This window comes from Leucobacter viscericola, assembly GCF_011299575.1.
Taxonomy (GTDB): domain Bacteria; phylum Actinomycetota; class Actinomycetes; order Actinomycetales; family Microbacteriaceae; genus Leucobacter; species Leucobacter viscericola.
Genome location: NZ_CP049863.1, coordinates 1,193,721 through 1,212,088, shown reverse-complemented (window position 1 = coordinate 1,212,088; position 18,368 = coordinate 1,193,721). Strand labels below are relative to the sequence as shown.

Below are 18,368 nucleotides of genomic sequence, written 5' to 3'. Positions count from 1 at the left end.
TCACTTATTTCTAGGGGAATGTACGCTTCTGTCGAACTTGGGGAGTTCGACGGTGAGCAGCATGCAATGAAGGGTTTGGAACTCAATGACCGCTGCCTATTCGCGGCCTAAAAACACTCGTTTCTGGGCGGGAGTCTGTGCGATTCTCGTTGCGGTTGCGGGTCTAAATATCGGAACATCGGCGGCGTTCGCGGCCGATCCCGCGTCTCTGACGGTATCCATTACCGCTGATACGCCCAGCGCTCAGACCGGCACCAACGCGAGCTTCACCATCGGATACTCGTGTGTTGGCACGGTCCCCTGTGAGGGAGCGGTCATCAAGGTACCGCTACCGCAGTACGTTGATGCGAGCGCACCTTCCTGGGGATACAACTGGTGGCATACTCCCGCACTCACCAACTCACCCGATGTTGCCTCGTCGAGCGTCGACTTCGACGGAACCGCTCAGTTCACGATGAAGGCGTCCTTGCCCGCGGGTTCTACAGGGTCGTTGGGCATCAGAATGACCCCCACGACACAGACGACACCAGACGGCGCAACCCTGAACGTTCAGGTGAACGGGAGCGGCAGCAATCTGGCGCCCAGCACTGCCAGTGCAGCAATGACCCTCAGCGCTCCCGAACACACGCTGTCGGCTCAGCTCTATGGAAGTAGTTTCTTCTATTACCTGGACCAGGATGTCACTTTCAACGGCTACATTGGGCTTCAGGATCCCTCTGCCGTAGGTGTCGAAGGACTTGACACACTCTCGACCTACAAAATGACGCTGCCCGCAGGCGCGCAGTTTGTCTCTGCGGAGCCCGCGGCAAGTAACGTCACCGGCAACGTCGTGACGTGGGAAAATCTGCCGGGAAACAACAATAGCTTTCAACCGGGCCAGCGAAGCGTCAGTATGAAGGTGCGGTTTCCCTCTACCGTGTTCAACGATCGCCAGAACATCCAAATTCTGACCGAGGGTGCAGGTACGTCCGTGTCGGGTAAGCCGATGACAGTGTCGCGCAATGACAGCTTTATGCTCGAGACCTTCGTCGAGAAGATTCAGCCCTACTTGCAGGTATCCACCTCGAGCTACAGCTACATTGATAACAGCGTAGCGAGGGGTGTGCCGTACTCGTTCAGCCTCTACCTGAACAACTACAACAGCACAACGGCTGCGGCGAACGCCTATGTTGCCGCTGACTTGCCCGCGGCCTTTATCTTCACGAGCACGTACATGAACGCTGGCGAAACGTTGCGCTGGAAGGCCGCTTCGGGCGCGACTGGAAGCTACACCGCCTCAGACTCCGAGCAGGTGACGCTGCAGACACTGGGTCTGCCGGAAGACGCGAAACTCACCCACGTCGAGATTGACTATGGTGCGCTCGAACCGGTGTCGAGCCGCTCGACCGGGTTGAACGGGGTCACAACAGACCCTGCTGTGACGAGCGTGCAACTGTGTGCAACGGCGACGCTCACCTCAGCAAGTGGCACAACGTACCCGGCTTCGGGTTGCGGCAGCTACAAGGTTGTTGATCCCTTCATCTACGCGAGTGTGTATCTGCAGGGGCCCTCGGGGTCGACCGTGTACCGGCCCGGTGACACCGTGGAGTGGAACTCGTACATTGGCAATGGTTCGCCCGGGGGTAAGGCCCTTCAGCCCGTCGTTGCCTTCGTTATTCCCAAGGGCACAAAGCTCGCCGACAACCCAGTCAAGTGGGGCAGTTCTGAGTGGGGATGCACCCCCACGGCGGGTTATGAGAACCCGACCACCTCGGTTGAAAAGAACGCCGTCGACGGTCAAGACGTGCTGACCATCACTTGGCCGGGAGCACCGGCGCTTGAGCCAAACGCCTCTCTCAACTGTGGTCTTGTTATAAGCACCGTGGTTACCACGGCTCCCGCTGGCCAAATCTCAGCGGGTTTGTACCTTGGTGATGCAGGTGGACCCATTAGCACCACTCCGTTCGCGAGCTACGTGCCGCTCGACTCCGCTGCATCCCAGTGGGACGGCATTGTGCGCGATGATCGCGGTGTGCTGCCCGGCGGTAGCGCAAACTCCATCGCCTTCCGTGGGGCCGCGACAGCTCCCACGGGTACCGGCGCTTCGTTGAGTTCCACCCTCTCGGTAAAGGGCTCGCTCGATACCGACTTTGTCACCGCGCCGATCGTCGGAAAGACCGAGGCCGGTAGCGACGTAACCTACCGCCTGCCGATCTCGAACACCGGTAACGTGGCGCTCAACGGGGTCGTGCTCTACGACATTCTGCCCTTCGTTGGTGACACCGGCGTCAGCGCGGCTGCTGCATCGATTCCGCGCGGGTCGCAGTTCGCCCCGGTGCTGCAGGGTGCCGTGACGGTTCCCGCTGGGTTCAGTGTTGAGTACTCTGAGTCAACGAACCCGTGCCGCCCCGAGGTGAACCCAACGGCGATCAACTGCGTAGACGATTGGACGGCGACCCCGAGCGACTTCGGCACCGTGCGTGCGCTGAAATTTGTGCAAGACACTGGCACCTCACTTCCCGCGGGGGAGCAGGCGACCTTTGACTGGTCCATGCAGATTGGCCAGGACGTGCCCGCCGCACAGACCGCCTTCAACTCCGTCGCCTTCTCGGCGGTGCGTGAAGACACGGGCGCCGCGTTTGTTGCCGAGCCAACACCGGTGGGTGTGACCCTCAGCGTGTCGGATCTGGCGGTTAGCATGACCGGTAAGACCGGCACTCCAGACTCTGAGATTCCGCTCCCGCTGACCGTGACCAACAACGGTCCGAGTGATTCTCCGGCAACCGTGAAGGTGACCTCGACCCCTGAGTTCCCACTCAGCATCGACGGGGCGACCACTCGCGACGCGAACGTCCCTGCGGCCGCCGCGGCGCCGGAGTGGAACTGTGAAGCTCAGGGTGATGACGTGACCTGCACCTCAACCGGTCCGCTCGCCTCGGGAAGCTCGGCAACACTGCCACTGCACCTCACTCTTGGGGCAGACGGCGAGACCGGCACGGTAAGCGCTTCTGTTACGGGCCCCGTGCCCGATCCCGCGCTCGACAACAACTCGACCGAGGCAGAGTTCATCGCGGCCGAAGAGCCGCCAATTCCGCCGACGGACCCGCCCACGACGCCTCCGACGAACCCGCCGACGAACCCGCCAACAGTGCCCCCGACCGGTGGCCCGGGCGCGTCGACGGGGCCGGGAGCGACTCCCGGAACCGGTGGGCTCTCCGTTACGGGCGGCGCACCGCTCTGGGGCAGCGTGATTGCCGGGGCCGTTCTTCTCGGTGTCGGCGCGACGCTCGTGCTGTTGCGGCGCCGTCGGAGTTCAAACGAGCCAAGCAACGCTCAGGACTGACCCTTCGCGGCAGCGCACACTTTGCGCTGCCGCGAAGGCCCAGTTAGCGTTGTGGGGTGACTGAACAGCCCATGCAGCCCTTGACACAGAAGAACTCTGATTCGAGCACGTTTCGAGACAAACCGGTGTCGTTTGTGCGTCGAAGCGGTCGGATGACCCCGTCGCAGGAGCGCGCGTGGGCAGAACACCACAGCAAGTACGTGATCGACGTGCCGCGGGGACTTGCCGCGACCAGCGTCGCTGAGGGATCCACGCTCGATCTTGAAGCGCTGTACGGTCGTGAGGCCCCGCTTGTTGTTGAGGTGGGATCTGGTCAGGGGCACGCGATCCTGCACGCATCCACGGAACACCCCGAGAAGAATTTTCTCGCTGTTGAGGTGTTTCGGGCCGGCCTCGCACGCACGATCATTCGCGCGGAGGCTGCGGAGCTGACGAACCTCCGGCTGGCCGAGGTGAATGCTCCCGAGCTCCTTGAGAAAGGATTGCCAGCAGGTTCCGTCGACGAGCTGTGGGTGTTCTTCCCTGACCCGTGGGCAAAGGTGCGGCACCAGAAGCGTCGCCTGGTGAACTCGGATTTTGCGAGGATCGCGGCGCAGGCGTTGCGCCCCGGCGGCATGCTGCGGCTCGCAACCGACTGGGAAGACTACGCCGAGCAGATGCGTGAGGTGCTCGACGCGGCCCCCGATTTTGCGCGCGACTTCTCGGGAGACTGGGCCGAACGATTCGACGGCCGGGTGCTTACCGCCTTCGAACAAAAGGGTGCGGCGAAGGGGCGCGCGATCCGCGATCTCGCTTACCGTCGGGCGTAGTTCTGGCCTTCGCCGCTAGGCAGCGCGTCTGACGACCTGCGCTGTGGGCAGATCGCCCGAGAACTTGTCGCCGAGATCGACATAGAACTGCCACTTGAAGAGGTCAGTCGGCACCAGATTGTCGGGCGGATCGCAGCGAACCGTTGAACCGTTTGCTGTACAGCCGGCCGAGGCGCGATCCAGGCGTACTCCGGCCGGAAGGGTGACGAGAACGTCGTAGTTTCCCGGGTTTCCTGAGCGGTCAAACCCGACGGAGAGCAGCAGGCGTGCCCCCGTGTTTCCGGCTGCGTAGTTGTCAGGAGTGTCGCTCCACTCGACGCTGTGGATGCCGTCTGGAAGACCCGCTTGGTTGTTCTCTGTTGACTCTGCAGTGCCAGGTGTCTGAGGTGATGCCTCGCGGGGACTCGCATCGGAGTCAGCTTGGTTGTCGCTGGGCGGTCGTGTCTGGTCAGGGCCTGCTGATGGACTCTGCTGCGAAGCCGCCTGCGGTGGGGCTTGCGACTCACCAGTGTTCGGTTGCAGAAACACAAGGAGGAACGCCGCGGCCGCGAGGAGTGCCACGATCGAAGCACCTCCCGTGATGGTGCGCGCTGAAACAGCTGGCCCGCGACGAACCACGTCGGCAGCCTGGTTCTTGGGCGTGAGCTCGGCCGCTTGCGCCGACCCGGCTTGGTCAGTCAGCGCAGCCCCGCCGGTTGCCGCGATCCCAATGATGACCAGTGACGGCAGCCTGAGGGCTCGCATGCGTCGAAGTGTCTGGTCACACGATGCACAGTGCTGCAGGTGGGCCGAGATTTTGCCTTCCCGTCGCGCTGAGATCTGCTCTCTCGCATAACTCGCGAGGTAATCAATGCGGGTGTCGCTGCAGGTGTGTGACTCCTTGGTGACCTCAACGAGGTACCGGGTGCGCAGCCCCTGGCGCGCGCGAAAAGCGGCGCTCACCACAGCGCGCTCGCTGATCCCGAGCCGCGTTGCAATCTCTGTGACGCGGCAACCCTCTATTGTTGTCAGGCGCAGGATCGACTGCGACCGAGCGCTCAGCGATTGGAAGGCGCGAGCGGCGGCGTCTTCGTCCCACGTGCCGTCGTGATCCGGGCTGCTCACTGCCTCGAGCATCTCATCCGCGAGTTCTTCGATGAAGGGGGTGGGGACCTCGGTTGAGTGGCGTTTTGCCTGACGGAATGCCTCGTTTCTGATGCACACCTTGGCGTATGACTCGAGCTTTTCGGGGGCTGGCCCTTTGCCCCTTCGAATCATTCCGACCACCTGCACGTACGCCTCGGCGACGATGTCTTCGGAGCGATCCCGATCGTGCGTGAGTGACACGGCAAAGTTCACGAGCCCGGCCCGCGACGTCGTAAAAAACGCGGTGAGTTGCTCTTCAGTAGCAAGCACAATGTTGGCTTCTGACACGATCATTCGCCCCCCGGCAATGGTAAAACTTGCCCCAGAACGGGGCATCGAAGTTTTCTCTGCAAGCGAGGTCAGGCTATACGACCGGATAATGAGAGGCAAACTCGCCTATTGTGGCAGTGGGGTACTGGCCGGGGAGGCCAAAACTTTTCCTGCAAAAAATCGGAACCAAACGGTTTATGCGAACTCTTGTGTGTGAGGGGCTTTGTGGAGCGCGCAGATTTGCGGCTCAGCGAGTTGCCCCAGCAAGAACCCCTAAGTCGTGGATCCAAGGAAAGGCAGCCATGAAGTTTGAACGATCGAGGCGCAAACCCTCCAGCTTACGTAAGGGCGTTGGGCGAGCCGCGATGGGCGTGCTGGTAGCGACTGTGATGTTTGCGGGCGCGCTCCTTCCCAGCGCATCGGCCGAAGCTGCCGAAGTCCACGCGATTGACCCGGCCTCCGTCGTCATCACTAACGTGACAACTCCGGGATCCCCGCTGCTCGTGCGCCAGGTCACACAGATCGACCTCGACTGGAGCTTGCAGGGGCTGAACGCCACCGCGGGTGATACTTTCTCGATGCAGCTGCCGAAAACCTTCCAGGCAACCGCCGGTGTCATCGACCTGAAGGTTGCCGGTGGCACCGAGTCTGCTGGCACCTGCACCCTGTCGCCGATCACCAGCACCGCCGGCCCCAAGCTCGTGTGTGTGCTGAGCGACTACGTCGACACACACGATAACGTGCACGGTTCGCTGTGGGTTCGTGTTGACGCGGTGGCTGAGACCACGGAGTCGAACGTGAGCATTCTTGTTGATGGAAATCCCGTGGTTGTGGCGTTGCCAGAGGGCTCAGCAATCGGGCCGCAGGATTTTGGTCCCGTTCCCTCAGATCCTGCAAAGCGTGGCTATTTTGCAAACCCCGAACGCTCGGCTATCAAGTGGGTCATTGAGGTTCCCGGGTCGTTTGCTGGCCAGGTAAACCCGCTTATTGTTCAAGACACGTTTGCGAACGGGTTGACCCTCGTCACCTCGGGCGCGCAGGCTCCGAAGCTAGAGAGCATCGAGGCAAGCCAGGCGGGCTGGAACGCCCAGAACTGGGTCGGAGTGGCGGCGAGCCAGTGGGCGCTGGTGCCGCAGGATGCGCACTCATTTACGGCCACCCTGCAGCAGCCGATCCAGCAGGATCGTGTTTACCGACTCTCGTACGTGACGGCAGTGGATCACCCCGGCAACCTTGTTCTGGGGGATGTGTTTGACAACTCAGCAACGCTCAACGGCGTCACTCGAAGCACGTCGGTTGAATACAAAACCGTTGGCGGCGGCAACGCGCAGGGCAGCGGACGAGGCGGATTTGTGATCGCAAAACAAAACCTCGCCGGAAACGGTGCCGCTGAGGTGCCCTCCACAACGACCTATCGGGTGACCGCAACCATTACGGAGCCGGGCGGCGCTCCCCACGACGTCGACATCAACCTGAGCGCCGGGGGATCCGCCGAGGGCGTGAGCGATCTGCCCGAGGGCACCACGGTTCATCTGGAAGAGGTCGTGCCGACAAACACGCCCGATTACGTGTGGGAAGCACCGAAGTTCTCATCTACCACGAACCCGAACGTCGTCATTTCTGCGGACGGTACCTCCGTTGATTTCCAGGTCGTCAGCGACGGCACGTTCCGCTTCTCGCTGGTGAACACCGTCACAAAGGTCACCAAACCCGAGAGCTTCGCTATCGGTGACTACACGTGGATCGACGCGAATCGCGACGGCCTGCAAGACCCGAGCGAAAAGGTGCTTCCGGGGGTCACAGTTACCCTCGCTGACGCGAACGGGGATCCGGTTACCGATCTTGCCGGAGAAAAAGTGCAGCCAACGCTGACCGATGCGAACGGCTACTACCACTTCGATAATCTCCCCGCGGGGCAATACACGGTTCACTTTGCCGCTCCAGAGGGGTATACAACCACCACTCAAGCGGCGGGAACCGACCCCAAGATTGATTCAAACGCGGATCAGAAGACCGGCTGGACATCGGCCTTCGAACTCGGGGTGGCGCAGGGCAACACCACCCCGGCAGAGCCGAGTGACGGTGTCACCGCTCACTACATCGACCGCACCATCGACGCTGGGTTTTTTGTCAAAGACAAGCAAGAACCCGGCAACGGCTGGGTTGAGATCGTCAAAGACGATGGGCGAGTTGTCGTGAAACCCGGAGAGCTGCTCAATTACTCTCTCATTGTTTCCAACAAGAGTGGGCTCACCGCGAAGCAGGTTCAGGTTCGTGACGTGTTGCCCGCAAACGTCGACCTGATCTCGACCTCAATCGTCGGGGTGGTTTCGGTCGACAATCCGCTTGCGCTTGAGTGGGATCTGGGCGACGTCGCTGCCGGTGAAACCCGAACGATTGTTGTGACGGTGCGAGTTCACGCGGGGCTGCCCGGAGACACCCGGATCGTCAACACGGCAACCGTTACCACCCAGGGCGAGTGTGTGGACCGTCCCGAAACCCCAACCAACGAGTGCAAATCGACCGACATTGACCGCACGGCGGCCGGGGTGTGGATCTTGAAGACGGACAACTCCGACACGGTTCGCCCGGGCGGCAACCTCACCTACGACATCACGGTCGGAAACTCGTCTGACGCGAGTAGCGTGAGCGACGCAACGGTCACCGACAAGCTGCCCGCGAACGTCAGTTTTGTTTCGGCGACGGACGGCGGAACATACAACGCCACTACCCGTGGTGTGACCTGGACCGGAGTCAATCTGCAGCCCAGCGAGTCACGGGTGATGCACGTGACGGTTCGAGTGAATGACGCAGCACACGGTTCCGTGGTCAACACGGCCAAGGTGAAAGCGGCTGAGTGCGATGGTGCCGGTGGTGACGAGGCTTGCTCCTCGACCGACCGCACGACGGTAAAAGACGCTCCTCTCGCGATGACCGGCTCGTCAGACCTGGCGGGAATGCTGGTGTCAGTGCTGCTCATGTGCGTAGCCGGTGGGGCAGCGCTAGTGATCGGGAAATCCCGTCGCAGGATGGCTATTCGCTCGCGCGTTTGATGGTGGTGAGGCGCAACTCAACACGGGGAGGGAAACATGACCAGGGTCAATCACAATCAACTCGCCTACCTGCGGCGGGCAGAGCGGGCCCGTGAGGGACTGCAACTCATCCCTGAGAGCGCCAACCAGCTTGGGTTTGTCGGGCGGCACGATCGGCTTGTTGCCGATAGTGTGCCGCTCGACGAAATTCCCTCGCGCATGGAAGACCTGGAACCAACTGGCACCTCAGCCGTCGACTTTGCCGTGCCGAGGTTTCTGCTCTCGTTATATAACGTGGTTCGTGACGACCGACACTCCCAGCCAGCGGCGGGTGGCGACGATCCAACACCGAAGCGACTGTGGAAAGCCGCGATGGCGGAGGCCGAGTGGGACGTTGACGCGTATCACCAGCACCAGGAGTTGCTTGCGCACCTGCAACAACGACGGCTCGGTCCCGGTGCGCTAGCGCTCGTGTCAGATCCGATAGAAGTGCGTTCGTAGCCGAACACAAGGGAGGGCGCTTGGGCGGCGCGCACTCTACGATAAACCCATGACCGAAAACGCAGCAGGGTCGGGTCGGAGCATCGCACAGCGCCTGGATGCTCTCCCGTTTACGCGCAAACACGGTCGAGTGCTCACCGGATCAGGGATCGGGTGGGCGCTCGACGCCATGGATGTCGGCCTCATCTCCTTTATTCTTGCCGCTCTCACGCAGCAGTGGGGCATCACAAAGGGAGAGGGCGGCCTGATCGCCTCGATCGGATTCGCAGGCATGGCCGTGGGGGCAAGCCTTGGCGGGTTACTCGCGGATCGGATCGGCCGCCGCCAGGTGTTTGCGCTCACCCTGCTTGTTTACGGTGTCGCGACAGGGGCGAGTGCCCTTGCGGGTGGCATCGTCGCGCTGCTGGTTCTGCGCTTTTTCGTTGGGCTCGGGCTGGGAGCCGAGCTTCCCGTCGCCTCAACGTACGTGAGCGAGTTCGCGCCCGCGCGCATGCGGGGCAGGCTCATCGTAATTCTCGAGGCGTTCTGGGCCGTTGGGTGGACCGCCGCGGCCGTGATCGGCTACTTCGTTGTCCCGGTGTCTGATGACGGTTGGCGCTGGGCCTTCGCGATCGGCGCCGTTCCCGCGATGTACGCGCTCGCGGTGCGCTGGGGGTTGCCGGAGTCGCCGCGCTGGTTGCTCGGCAAAGGACGCGCAGCGGAGGCCGAGCGGATCGTCGCCTCGTTTGAGCAGCAGGCGGCGGTTCGGGATCACGCGGCAAGTCTCGGCCCGAAGGATGCTGAGCCCGCCCCCGCTCTGGCTCCTCTAGCCAAGGGCGGCAGGATCGCTGCCCTCTGGGCAACCGAGTTCCGATCCCGCACCATCTCGATTTGGGTGGTCTGGTTCTGTGTGAACTTCGCGTACTACGGTGCGTTCATCTGGATCCCGAGCATTCTCGTCGATGCCGGGTTCAGCCTCGTGCGCTCATTCGGGTTCACCCTGATCATTACGCTCGCGCAGCTGCCGGGGTACGCCGTTGCGGCCTGGCTCATTGAAAGATGGGGGCGGCGACTCACGCTGTCGGTGTTCTTGATGGGGTCCGCGGTGTCTGCGGTCGTGTTTGGCACCGTGCACGCGGAGGCAGCGATCATCGCCTCGGGCATGGCACTCTCGTTCTTCAACCTTGGCGCCTGGGGTGCGCTTTACGCGGTTACCCCCGAACTGTATCCGACCTCTTTGCGGGCAACCGGTGCGGGCTGGGCAGCCGGGATCGGCAGGATCGCTTCGATCATTGCTCCCTTGCTCGTGCCGGTGCTGCTGCTCGCTGGGGGAGCCGGTCTCACCTTTGTGGTGTTCGCGGTGTTCTTCTTGATCGCCGCCACCGCGACCTGGGGACTCGTGGATCGCGGCGGAAAGGCCCTCGACGACCGGTAGGGGCGCCTGTGCTTGTGCTCCCTCTCCCTCTCCCATCCTGTCAGCCGGTACTCACACATCAGCCGGATCTGGAGGGGCAAGTCTGACCGGTTGAGATGCCAGTACCGGCTGGAATGCGCACATCCATGGATTTGCGGCCGAGCGCCGTCGAGTCACCGCGGGGGATCGGCGGCGAGTAGGCTTCTAGGAATAGCTCCACCGCGTGACCCCCGCGCGACTGATCCTTGAAGGTGAGGAAACAAGCGTGACGGCAGTGCGTTCTTTTCCCGTGGCCGGGTTTTTGCTCGCTTTGGGATCGGCCGCGAGTTTTGCGCTGTCGGGTACCTTCGCGAGTGCCCTCATGTCTGCCGGGTGGAGCCCGGGAGCCGCGGTGACCCTGCGGATCGCCTTCGCCGCGCTAGTGCTCGCGGTGCCCACGATCCTGATGCTGCGCGGCAAGTGGGGCAGTGTGCGTCGTGCGTGGGCGCCCCTTCTGCTCTTTGGGTTGCTCGCTGTAGTCGCCTGCCAGCTCGCGTTTTTTATGGCGGTGGAGTTCATTCCACCGAGCCTCGCGCTGCTGATTGAATTTCTGGGACCCGTGATGCTCGTGTTCTGGTTCTGGGCGCGCACGCGGGTGCGGCCATCGAGCATTACACTGCTCGGCGCGGGCATCGCGGTTCTTGGTCTCGTCGCGGTTTCTGGAGTGGCAACGGGTGGTGGGCTTCACCCGCTCGGCATCCTGTTCGCCCTTATCGCGGCGGTGGGCAACGCGGCCTACTTCGCTGCGGCGGCATCTGCTGACCACGGGATCCCGCCGCTCCCGTTCGTTGGACTCGGACTCGGTATCGGGGCAATCGGCCTGATCGTGGTGAGCGCGACTGGGCTGCTTCCCTTTACCGTGACGAGCAACCCTGCGGTGCTCCTTAATGTTGAGGTCTCGCCGCTCCTCGTGGTTGCGGGACTTGTGCTGATCTCGACCGTCGTCTCGTATGTGCTGGGGGTTGCCGCCGCCCGCCGTCTCGGGGCGACCGTTGCGAGTTTTGCCGGCTATTCAGAGCCGCTGTTCGGGATCGTGTGGCCCATCGTGCTGCTCGCGATTGTGCCGACGGGCCTGCAATGGTTTGGAGCCGGGCTTGTGATCCTCGGCGTGGTGGCGGTGAAGCTGGGGGAGTTGCGGCCGGTTGAAAAGCGGGTTGTGGCTCAGTCGAACTGAAGAACCGCCATGACGGCCTTGTGGTCACTGTTCCCTGCAGAAAAGACGCGATTCTCCAGGGGAGTGAAACCCCGCTTAAGGATGTGGTCGATCCTCGCCAGGGGAACATCCGTTGGCCAGGTGAATCCCCACGATAGATCGGACTGGTGCGGCTCATCCACGGTGTCAAGGATCGCTGTCATCGCCGGGTCAAAGCTTGTGGCGTTGAAGTCGCCCATCACGATGACACGTTCGGCCTGATCCTTCGGAATCAGGTCACCCAGGTTTTGCAGCATGGTGTCGCGCTCCTGCTGGTCTCCCGGTCGGAATGAGGCAGCGTGGATGACGTAGACACTTACTGCCCCGGACGGGGTGATGACGTCTGCTGACAGTGCTCGTTTCCACCCGAGGCCCAGCTCAAGAGGCTGCTCGAGTTCTAAGGGGTAGACGCTCCATAGCCCCACGGTGCCGACCGTGTACGAATATGGGTGAGACTCCGCGAGCTCTTCGGCCGCGGCTTCGCGATCGTCTCCGGCAAGCTCGACGAGCGCGATGATCTGGGCCCCCGTAGCGGCGAGATCTCGCGCCGACTGTGCGGCTGAACTTGATGACCCCTCCACGTTGTGCGAGGCGACAGTGAGTTGACGCTCAGCGGGGGCGGAGGCCGTGTTGTTTCCGAGGGGGATCAGCACGGATCCGACCAGGATGCCCCACACGACGGTTGGTAGTAGAACAAAGACCCAGGCTCGTTTGTTTCTCGCGAGAAGCGCACCAACTCCAAGGAGCGGGAGAAACCAGCCGAGCCAGGGCAGGGATGTCGCGACAATGGTGCCGACGGAGCCCGGAAGCGCCGAGTGCAGCGCAATCAACAGAGTGAGCACACCGGACACGATCGCAATGGTCCACGTCAGCGCTACGCGTGGACGGCGGGAACCGGGGCCGGAGCTGCCCGTGGGTGGAGGTGCGACTACCAACGACCGTGCACAGAACTTCGAATGAGGCGGTCATAGATGTCGCGCACACCCGCGGTGAACTGGTCACCGAGCTCGGGCACAAACCCCGCTTGCGCGTTGTTTCGCGACTGCTCTGCGTTGCGTGCACCGGGAATGACGGTGGTGATGCCGGGCTGCTGCCAGAGCCATGCAATAGCTGCTTGAGCCGGTGAGGTGCCCCGCGGGGCTAGTTCATTTACCAGAGAGGTGAACTCGCCCGCGGCCGCGATCCCCGTTGCGAATTCAACCCCCGAGAAGGTTTCGCCAACGTCAAACGCTTCTCCTGCGCGGTTATAGGTGCGGTGATCATTCGCGGCGAAGGTCGTGTCTGCGGTGTAGCGTCCTGACAGCAAGCCAGAGGCGAGAGGAACGCGGGCGATGACCCCAACACCCGCTGCTGCTGCGACGGGGAGAACCTCGTCGATTGGCTTAAGCCTGAAGGCGTTCGCGATCAACTGCACGGTCGCGACACCCGGGTGCTTGATCGCCTCAAGTGCCTCGGCGGTGGTTTCAACGCTCACGCCGTAGTTGGCGATCGCACCCTCGTCGACCAGGGTGTCGAGTGCGTCATAGACGGCGGGGGTGGAGTACACCGGCGTCGGTGGGCAGTGCAGCTGCACGAGGTCAAGCTGATCCACCCCGAGATTGGCGCGGGAGCGATCGATCCACTGCCTGAAATTCGCCAGCTTGTAGTTCTCCGGGACCTGATCCTGTCGGCGGCCCATTTTTGTTGCGACGGTGATGCGCCCGCGCAGATCGTTGCTGTCGAGAAAACGGCTGATGAGCTGTTCGCTGCGACCATCACCGTAGACGTCAGCGGTATCGAAGAAGGTGACGCCGTTTTCAACCGCCGCTGCGAGCACGGCGAAGGCGTCGGCTTCCGACACATCACCCCAGTCTGCACCGAGCTGCCAGGTGCCGAGACCCACTACCGAGGCCAGCTTTGGTGAACGACCGAGTCGTCGCTGTTCCATGTCGGTCATGTCCATCCTCCGTCGAGAGTCGCCGTGTTTTGGGTGCTCCGCGTCGGTTGGGCCCCTTCTCAACCGTACTCCTCGCTAGCTCCTAGTTCGTTGTGGCTCAACGCCCGGTTACCCTGCGTGACCGCCACCGTGCCCCGAGCACCACAGCAGCTGAGGCAAAGAGGGCAACTCCTGCCCCCAGTAAGGGTGACATGTTGGTGCCTGTATCGGAGAGCCTGCCCGTTCCAGTGTTTTGGCCGGGATTCGGGGGCTCGTTGGAGGGCGGGGGCGGTGTGGGGCGTGGCGAGGGTGGCGGAGGTGTCTCGATTGTGGCCAACAAGAAGTCTTGGCCGGTCAAAACTTCGCCCGCGGCGGTAAGGATCACGGAGCGAGTCGCGCTGCCAGAGACCCGATAGCCCGGAAGCGGTGTCGCCGTGATGGTGTAGTTGCCCGGCTGCAGATGACCAAAATCGTATTCCCCGGCCTGATTCGTCGTTGCCGTGGAAGTGTCGTTCGGGCCAGATAGCGTGAGTTTCGCTTCGCCGATCGGTTTGCCGTCGGCCGTGACCTTGCCACTGACGAGGCCCAGACGGGCGAGTTCGAAGTTCACGTCGTTGACATCGCTGCCCTCCACCGCGTGTGTGCGCGTTGATGGGCCGACCGGTACCCATCCCTCGGGAGATTGAATGCTAACCACGTAGCTTCCGCTCGAAAGACCTGGAAATTCATAACCGCCAGATCCATTGGTCACCGTGGTTGCCGTGTAGCCGCCGGGCCCGGTCACCATGACGTGAACACCGGGTGTCCCCGTCCCCGCCGTGGTGACTGTGCCAGACAGGGTTGGTAGGGCCACAGCGATGAAGTCGGCGTTGGTGACCGGATCCTCAGAGGAACCGTCAATCACGATAGGTGAGGGATTCGACACAATCGAGTAGCCGTCCGGCAGATCCACTGTCAGCTGATGCGTGCCGACCGGCACCTCGTCAAAGAGGTAGCTTCCGTCGGGCCCTGTGACCACAGAACTGCCTCCCGGAAAGGTCACCGTCGCGCCAGAAATGGGTTTCCCGTCGGTGTCTTGCACCGTTCCTGAGACCGCGACCGGAATAATGTCGCGCACTGCAAAGTCGACAACTGCGTCACTGGTCGAGAGATCTGCTGGCTTATTGGTTGCGCCGTCAACAATCATGCCGTCTGGAGCGGTCACGTATACCGTGTACCCGGCGCTTGCTTGCACCCCGGGGAAGGCGTAAGTGCCGCCTGGACCGGTCGTTGTTGTGCCGACCACGGTCCCGTTCCCGTCGGTGAGGGTCAGCGTCACACCACTGCCATCGCCGCTCTGGGTTGAAACCGTTCCCGTAACATCTCGCGCGAGTGAGGCGAACCAGGTCTGATACACCGGCAGTCCGCTGCGGCGCTGGAAAACGAACGTCAATACGCTCACCGGGGTACTCGGCTCAAACCAGGCAGCGGACCCCTCCGTGTCTTGGGAGGCAGCGTTTCCCGTGAGGGTAAGTGTTGCCGGATCCCAGCTGGGCACATCACTTGCGCTACCCGTACAGGAGGGCTTGCCCGTCACCCCTGGTGCGCAGTAGTTAAAACCGCCCCTGAATCCGAGCTGTGCGGCATTGAGGGTATTGCCATCCGGGCCGATCGCGCGAATCTGCACCTGATCGGCATCGATGTCGCCAAGCACAAAGGTCCAGTTGCTCGTTGGGGTCGGTTGGGCGAAGGTGTACGTCGTCGTAGAAGCTCCGGCTGGTGTGTCGGCTTTTGGCCGCAGATTGAGGTAGGGGCGGTCGCGGCTCGTTCCGTACTTGGCGCCAACGGGGGTGCCCTGGGCCAACCAGGTGCTTGCTCCCGAGATCACCCCCACCTGGCCACTGCGCGAATCAGTGTTCATCTGAGCTGAGATGTCTGGTGTGCTCGAGATCTGTACCGAGGACGTGTAGTTGCCGCCGGATCCCGTTAGCGCGGTCCAATCGGCCCAGCGGCTCGTTGTTGCTGCTGAGGCTGAGGTTCCGCTCGCACTCAGAACCAGCCCGGTCACCGCGAGCAGAGCACTCCATCGTCTCCCCAAAGACTTCATAGCGACATAGTATGCGCGAGAAACAAATAATCGCAATTGCTATATTTATCGCCGTATTGTGCGGGGCTGGCGGTTGCCGTACCTGCTCACGTACGGGGCGCGAAACCCCTAGCGCTTACGCTGGTGCCGTGTAAAGATAGCGCCATGCCAGCCACTGTGAACTCAGACAACTTTGTCCGTGCCGAAAACGATCGCATGCTTCACGACCTGCAGCGCGACTCGGGAGGGGCGAATCTCTTCCTGCACAATCGTCAACCGGCCGCGATCGACAAGCAGACCGTCATACGACTGAATCGTGACACGCTTTACAGCTTCGCGGTGGTCGATATCTCGCAGGGGGCGACGTTCACGATCCCTGAATACGGGGACCGGTATCTTTCGGCCATGGTGGTGAACCAAGACCACCTCATTAACAAAACCTTTCACGCTCCCGGAACACACGAGCTGACGGTTGAGCAGTTTGATTCGCCCTATGTTGTGCTGGCGGTGCGAACACTTGTGGATCCGAATGATCCTGCTGACCTGGCCGCCGTTGCCGAGATTCAGGATCAACTAGAGCTCAGCAGCAATTCCGCGATTCCGTTTGAGATGCCAGACTACGACGAGAAATCGTTCACCGAGACGCGCAATGCGCTCTTGAGTCTTGCGAGCAACCTCACCGGGTTCGACCGCACATTCGGATCCCGCGACGAGGTTGATCCGGTCAGGCATCTCATCGGCACCGCGGCCGGATGGGGCGGATTGCCGTCGAGTGAAGCAAGCTACATCGGAGTGAACCCCAAGCTGCCGCCCGGCAAGTACGAACTCACCGTTGCCGATGTGCCCGTCGACGGCTTCTGGTCGATCTCCGTCTACAACGCAGCTGGCTATTTTGAGCCCAATGAAACCGGGGTCTACACGATCAATAACATCACGGGCGAGCACAACGCGGACGGCTCCGTTACCGTGCGATTCGGCGATTGGCCGTCCGGCACCGCCAATGCTATTCCGACGCCGGACGGCTGGAATTACCTGGTGCGGCTGTATCGCCCGCGTGCAGAGATTCTCGACGGCAGTTGGGTTTTTCCGTCGATCCAGCCGGGATAACCACTGGGCTACGCGTACAACGGTGAAACATTCACATGGAGGTGCTCGTGACGGGCCCGCCGGATCTCAGCGAACGTACTCGCGCCCATAATCGCTAGACACTTGAGACAAATAGTCGGTGTAACGACGATTCCCAATGGCCGGGCCGTCACACGACACCAAGCCCTTAATCAGAGAATCGAGCTCTTCCGCGTCCACCGGCGCTTCGGGGGCCAGAAAGCGCAGGGACTTCGTAAGGGGGAGCACAAGCCCACGTGGTGCGTTGACAACCGCGGCACGCACGCCGATCGCGTCACGGATCCTGCGTATGAGCGTCCCAAACTCGAATGTCTCGGGGCCGCCAGCGTCGTGAACACCGTCCTCATTGCTGCTGGCGAGACGCACCATGAGGTCGGCAACGTCTTCAACGTGGGTCGGTCTGATCGGGTACTTCCCGTCACCCGGCACCGTGAACACATGCAGTCGGCGCAATAGCCAGGCGATGTTGTTCAGCAGCACTTCTTTCCCGCCGAACATCACTGCGGGCCGCACGATCGCGTAGCTCAGGCCGCTCGACCGCACCAGCTCTTCCATTTCTGCTTTGCCGCGATGATACGAATACGGGGAGTCGAGTGCGGGGTGCATCACACTCACTTGCACGATACGGCGAACCCCTGCCGCGGCCGCGGCGCTGATGAGCGCAGAGCTGCGCGCCACAGCGATGTCGTGCCCGCCGTGCGCGGCGGGATGGCGCTCCCAATAAGTGTTGTAGAACGTGTCTACACCTTTGAAGGCGGCGGCGAGAAGGTCGGGATCGCTGAACGCGTAGGGGAACGCCTCGATCGGATCGGCAATCGCTTCGGGATTGCGGGTGATGGTGCGTACCTGCCGCCCGTTCTGAAGCAGGCGCTGTGCGATGTAAGAGCCCGAGTTTCCACCGGCTCCGGTGACGAGGTCAATGGCCATGTTCCTCCGTAGCGCTGCTGCGTCTACAGAGTAGCAAGGCATACTGGATGGCATGCCTCAAGTTGTCGCTCGTGCGTGGGTTCCCGTCGAGCCGCAGGTCGCGTTTATGGTGTCTCAGATGACGGGGGAGCCTCGCCTGCGTTGGGATCCGTTCATCAGAAAGCAGTACCTGATTGATGCAGATAAGCCGGGCAAAGGCGTGAAAACCTACACCCGAGCCAGGGTCGGGCTGCGCATGGTCAGCGAGTACTCTTCGTTCCGGTTCCCGGTGAGCGTCGGGATGACGATGGTGGAAGGGCCCTGGTTTTTCTCGGTGTTCGGTGGTGGCTGGCGATTCACCCCGGAAACTCGCGACGGGATACCCGGAACCGCGACCGTCTGGAAGTACACGTTCACTATTCGGCCGGCCTGGCTGCGACCCATCGCAGACCGCATCGGCAAGGTGGTGCTCGGACGCGAGATCGAGGCGCGCATTCAGGCATTCGCGAGGGCCTGTGAGGATCCGCGGGTGCTCGACACCCTCTAGAACGTAGCTGGGTCTATCCGACGCCGCCAGTGTCGACGGAAAGCAAAAGCGGGAGCCAGGCCACTGGCCTAACTCCCGCTGAAAGTGTTGCATCTTGCGACTGACTCGAAACAAACGCCTCGACTCA

Annotated in this window: 13 protein-coding genes; 8 read left to right on the top strand and 5 right to left on the bottom strand. The window is 62.1% G+C overall.

Annotated features, from left to right (window positions below; translation table 11 throughout):
* The first annotated feature begins 85 nt into the window (after positions 1 to 85).
* Positions 86 to 3,322: a DUF11 domain-containing protein gene (locus tag G7068_RS05600; protein WP_166290051.1), complete on the top strand. Its 3,237-nt coding sequence runs from the start codon at positions 86 to 88 to the stop codon at positions 3,320 to 3,322.
* A gap of 71 nt (positions 3,323 to 3,393) precedes the next feature.
* The gene (gene trmB, locus G7068_RS05595; RefSeq protein ID WP_166293017.1) at positions 3,394 to 4,131 is read left to right on the top strand and encodes a tRNA (guanosine(46)-N7)-methyltransferase TrmB; all 738 of its coding nucleotides are present in this window, start codon (positions 3,394 to 3,396) and stop codon (positions 4,129 to 4,131) included.
* 15 nt (positions 4,132 to 4,146) lie between these two features.
* Here the strand turns inward: trmB and G7068_RS05590 are convergent, their stop codons facing one another.
* Positions 4,147 to 5,544, bottom strand: coding sequence for an RNA polymerase sigma factor (locus tag G7068_RS05590; protein ID WP_166290048.1), 1,398 nt, complete (start codon positions 5,542 to 5,544; stop codon positions 4,147 to 4,149).
* A gap of 284 nt (positions 5,545 to 5,828) precedes the next feature.
* On the opposite strand from G7068_RS05590, the gene G7068_RS05585 reads away from it, so the two are divergent.
* The 4 genes from G7068_RS05585 (at position 5,829) to G7068_RS05570 (ending at position 11,665) form a co-directional block, all read left to right on the top strand.
* On the top strand, positions 5,829 to 8,579 hold the full coding sequence (locus G7068_RS05585; RefSeq protein ID WP_166290045.1) for an SdrD B-like domain-containing protein: 2,751 nt from the start codon (positions 5,829 to 5,831) through the stop codon (positions 8,577 to 8,579).
* Between the two features lie 36 nt (positions 8,580 to 8,615).
* Positions 8,616 to 9,059, top strand: coding sequence for a hypothetical protein (locus tag G7068_RS05580; RefSeq protein WP_166290043.1), 444 nt, complete (start codon positions 8,616 to 8,618; stop codon positions 9,057 to 9,059).
* A 49-nt stretch (positions 9,060 to 9,108) separates the two neighbouring features.
* Positions 9,109 to 10,473: an MFS transporter gene (locus G7068_RS05575; RefSeq protein WP_166290040.1), complete on the top strand. Its 1,365-nt coding sequence runs from the start codon at positions 9,109 to 9,111 to the stop codon at positions 10,471 to 10,473.
* 202 nt (positions 10,474 to 10,675) lie between these two features.
* Positions 10,676 to 11,665 carry an EamA family transporter gene (locus tag G7068_RS05570; protein WP_244304705.1) on the top strand — a complete coding sequence of 330 codons (990 nt, stop codon included), beginning with the start codon at positions 10,676 to 10,678 and terminating at the stop codon, positions 11,663 to 11,665.
* Here the strand turns inward: G7068_RS05570 and G7068_RS05565 are convergent.
* From G7068_RS05565 to G7068_RS05555, 3 genes are all read right to left on the bottom strand, one after another.
* Complete coding sequence (locus G7068_RS05565) at positions 11,653 to 12,534, bottom strand: endonuclease/exonuclease/phosphatase family protein (RefSeq protein ID WP_166290038.1); 882 nt, start codon at positions 12,532 to 12,534, stop codon at positions 11,653 to 11,655. The genes G7068_RS05570 and G7068_RS05565 overlap by 13 nt on opposite strands.
* 77 nt (positions 12,535 to 12,611) lie before the next feature.
* Positions 12,612 to 13,610: an aldo/keto reductase gene (locus G7068_RS05560; protein ID WP_166293015.1), complete on the bottom strand. Its 999-nt coding sequence runs from the start codon at positions 13,608 to 13,610 to the stop codon at positions 12,612 to 12,614.
* A gap of 106 nt (positions 13,611 to 13,716) precedes the next feature.
* Positions 13,717 to 15,684, bottom strand: a complete 1,968-nt coding sequence (locus G7068_RS05555; RefSeq protein WP_166290035.1) for an MSCRAMM family protein — start codon at positions 15,682 to 15,684, stop codon at positions 13,717 to 13,719.
* A 144-nt stretch (positions 15,685 to 15,828) separates the two neighbouring features.
* On the opposite strand from G7068_RS05555, the gene G7068_RS05550 reads away from it, so the two are divergent.
* Complete coding sequence (locus G7068_RS05550; RefSeq protein WP_166290032.1) at positions 15,829 to 16,770, top strand: DUF1214 domain-containing protein; 942 nt, start codon at positions 15,829 to 15,831, stop codon at positions 16,768 to 16,770.
* Positions 16,771 to 16,836: 66 nt separating this feature from the next.
* Here G7068_RS05550 and G7068_RS05545 read toward each other — a convergent pair whose 3' ends face one another.
* Positions 16,837 to 17,715: an SDR family oxidoreductase gene (locus G7068_RS05545; protein WP_166290030.1), complete on the bottom strand. Its 879-nt coding sequence runs from the start codon at positions 17,713 to 17,715 to the stop codon at positions 16,837 to 16,839.
* Positions 17,716 to 17,767: 52 nt separating this feature from the next.
* Between G7068_RS05545 and G7068_RS05540 the strand changes: the two genes are divergently transcribed.
* Positions 17,768 to 18,241, top strand: coding sequence for an SRPBCC family protein (locus tag G7068_RS05540; protein WP_166290027.1), 474 nt, complete (start codon positions 17,768 to 17,770; stop codon positions 18,239 to 18,241).
* The last annotated feature ends 127 nt before the right edge of the window (positions 18,242 to 18,368 follow it).